The organism is Methylobacterium sp. B1 (assembly GCF_000333255.1).
Classification (GTDB): Bacteria; Pseudomonadota; Alphaproteobacteria; order Rhizobiales; family Beijerinckiaceae; genus Methylobacterium; species Methylobacterium fujisawaense.
Genome location: NZ_BACT01000760.1, coordinates 1 through 1,793, shown reverse-complemented (window position 1 = coordinate 1,793; position 1,793 = coordinate 1). Strand labels below are relative to the sequence as shown.

Annotated in this window: 1 protein-coding gene, 1 other RNA gene and 2 pseudogenes; 2 read left to right on the top strand and 2 right to left on the bottom strand. The window is 68.8% G+C overall.

All coding sequences use genetic code 11. The annotated features are described in order from the left end of the window. Nucleotides 1-329 (top strand): annotated as a pseudogene (locus I53_RS31725) (MlaE family ABC transporter permease); the annotation flags it as partial. Here the strand turns inward: I53_RS31725 and I53_RS22255 are convergent. Continuing rightward, complete coding sequence (locus tag I53_RS22255) at nucleotides 313-867, bottom strand: ClpXP protease specificity-enhancing factor SspB (protein ID WP_051044971.1); 555 nt, start codon at nucleotides 865-867, stop codon at nucleotides 313-315. The pseudogene I53_RS31725 and the gene I53_RS22255 sit on opposite strands and share 17 nt — an antisense overlap. A 65-nt stretch (nucleotides 868-932) precedes the next feature. Continuing rightward, nucleotides 933-1,314: a transfer-messenger RNA gene (gene ssrA / locus I53_RS31720) on the bottom strand. Nucleotides 1,315-1,392: 78 nt separating this feature from the next. Here ssrA and I53_RS22250 point away from each other — a divergent pair. Then, a pseudogene (locus I53_RS22250) lies at nucleotides 1,393-1,793 on the top strand (CPBP family intramembrane glutamate endopeptidase); the annotation flags it as partial.

Genomic DNA, 1,793 nt, shown 5'->3' with positions numbered 1-1,793 from the left:
AGATCCTGATCGTGCCCCGGGTGCTCGCCCTGATGATCGGCCTGCCGATGCTGACGCTGATCGGCGACCTCGCGGCGCTCGCCGGCGGCGGCCTCACCGCGATGCTCTACGGCGGCCTGACCCTCGACCAGTTTCTGGTCCGGCTCCAGGCGGCGGTGGGCGTCCACCACGTCATGGTCGGCCTGATCAAGGCGCCGTTCATGGCGCTGACCATTGGGGTGATCGCCACGATCGAGGGTTTCGCGGTCGAAGGCTCGGCGGAATCGCTCGGCCGCCACGTCACCGCGTCGGTGGTGAAGTCCATCTTCATGGTCATCGTCCTCGATGGCCGGACTTGCCGGCGGCTTTCTCGCCCTGAGCGGCGGGAGCGGGCAGCCCCTTCGGCGCACCGGAGCCGATCGTGGCGAGACCGGCGCTCTTGGGCCGCACCTCGCCGGGTTCCGAACCGGCCCCGCGCGGGCCGGGCTTGGCCGCCGGGGCGGCGTTCGCCTCCTCGGGGGTCTCGCCGGCTTCGCTGAGATCGAACTTCAGGCCGAACTGCACGGAGGGATCGAAGAAGCCCGACAGGGCGTCGAACGGCACCAGCAGCCGCTCCGGCACCCCCGAGAAGGACAGGCCGACTTCGAAGGCGTGCTCGGTGACGTTGAGATCCCAGAACTGGTGCTGCAGGACGATCGTCATGTCCTGCGGGTACTTCTCCCGCAGGGCCTGCGAGATCCGCACGCCGGGCGCTTCCGTCCGGAACGAGACGTAGAAGTGATGCTCGCCCATCAGGCCCTCGCGGGCCGCGTCGGTCAGCACCTTGCGGACCACGCCGCGCAGGGCGTCCTGTACCAGTAGATCGTAGCGGATGAGGTCGTCTGCCATCTGCGGTTGCGCTCTCGCCCGGTCTGCCCGGCGCCCCGCCGCGGATGGCTGGACCGAGGATTGGAAGTGGAGGCTTCTGTTGCCAGGTGCCTCCGAACCCCGCCTATACGGTGCTACCCGCTAGGACTTTAGGTCGGTATTGGGGACCGCTTACGCGGCCACCGCCACCGGAGCAAAGTTGTCGTTGGCAACTATTGCAAAGGCCCGATAACGGCGGAACCATGCCGAGCGAAAGTCCAACCTTTACGCCCTCGTCGATCCTATTTCGCCCCCGCCAAAGCCCAGGCTAAGATCACGCGCCTTGCGGCAGCATGTCCTGGGCTCGGGTGGAGGCGCCGGGTACCGCCCCCGGGTCCGATAGGTTTATTGCGAAGAACGTTTATCGCCATAGCCGGCCTCGCGACCGGCTCCCAAGATATAGAGGGGATCGGTCCGGTTTTGAAGCCCGATCGTGTCGCGCCGCCGTCTCATTTGGAGCCTCCGGGTGAGGCTGTTGCCGGAAGCGCGCAGTCGCCTTCCGGCGCGGTGGCCGACGCCCCTCGTCCCGGCATCTGGTCGGCGGCCTGGCATCTCGGCGGGCTGGTCGCGCTCGTCGTCCTCTATCTCGGCGCCGCGAGCCTGCTCGCGCTGGCTGTCGTGCGCGTCGGGTTCGATCTGTGGAGCGGGATCGATCCGTTCCTGCCGCCGGAGCGGCGCCCGTTCCTCGGTGCGGTGGAGCTGACCCACCGTGCCTTCGCCACCGACGTCCTGCGTCAGGTGTTCCTCGCCGTTCTGGTGGTGGGTGCGGCCTGGTGGCGCGACCGGACCGGCTGGCGCCGCCGCCTCGCCCTCGACCGCGAGCGCCCGAACGGGATGCGGCCCGTCGCCCTGCTGGGGCTCCTCCTCTTCTGGCCGGTTCTGCACATCGCCTGGGTCACCGGCACCGC

What these genes read in the sequence shown, in the direction of transcription:
- I53_RS22255 (WP_051044971.1), bottom strand. Translation starts at nt 867, where the DNA reads ATGGCAGACGACCTCATCCGCTACGATCTACTGGTACAGGACGCCCTG.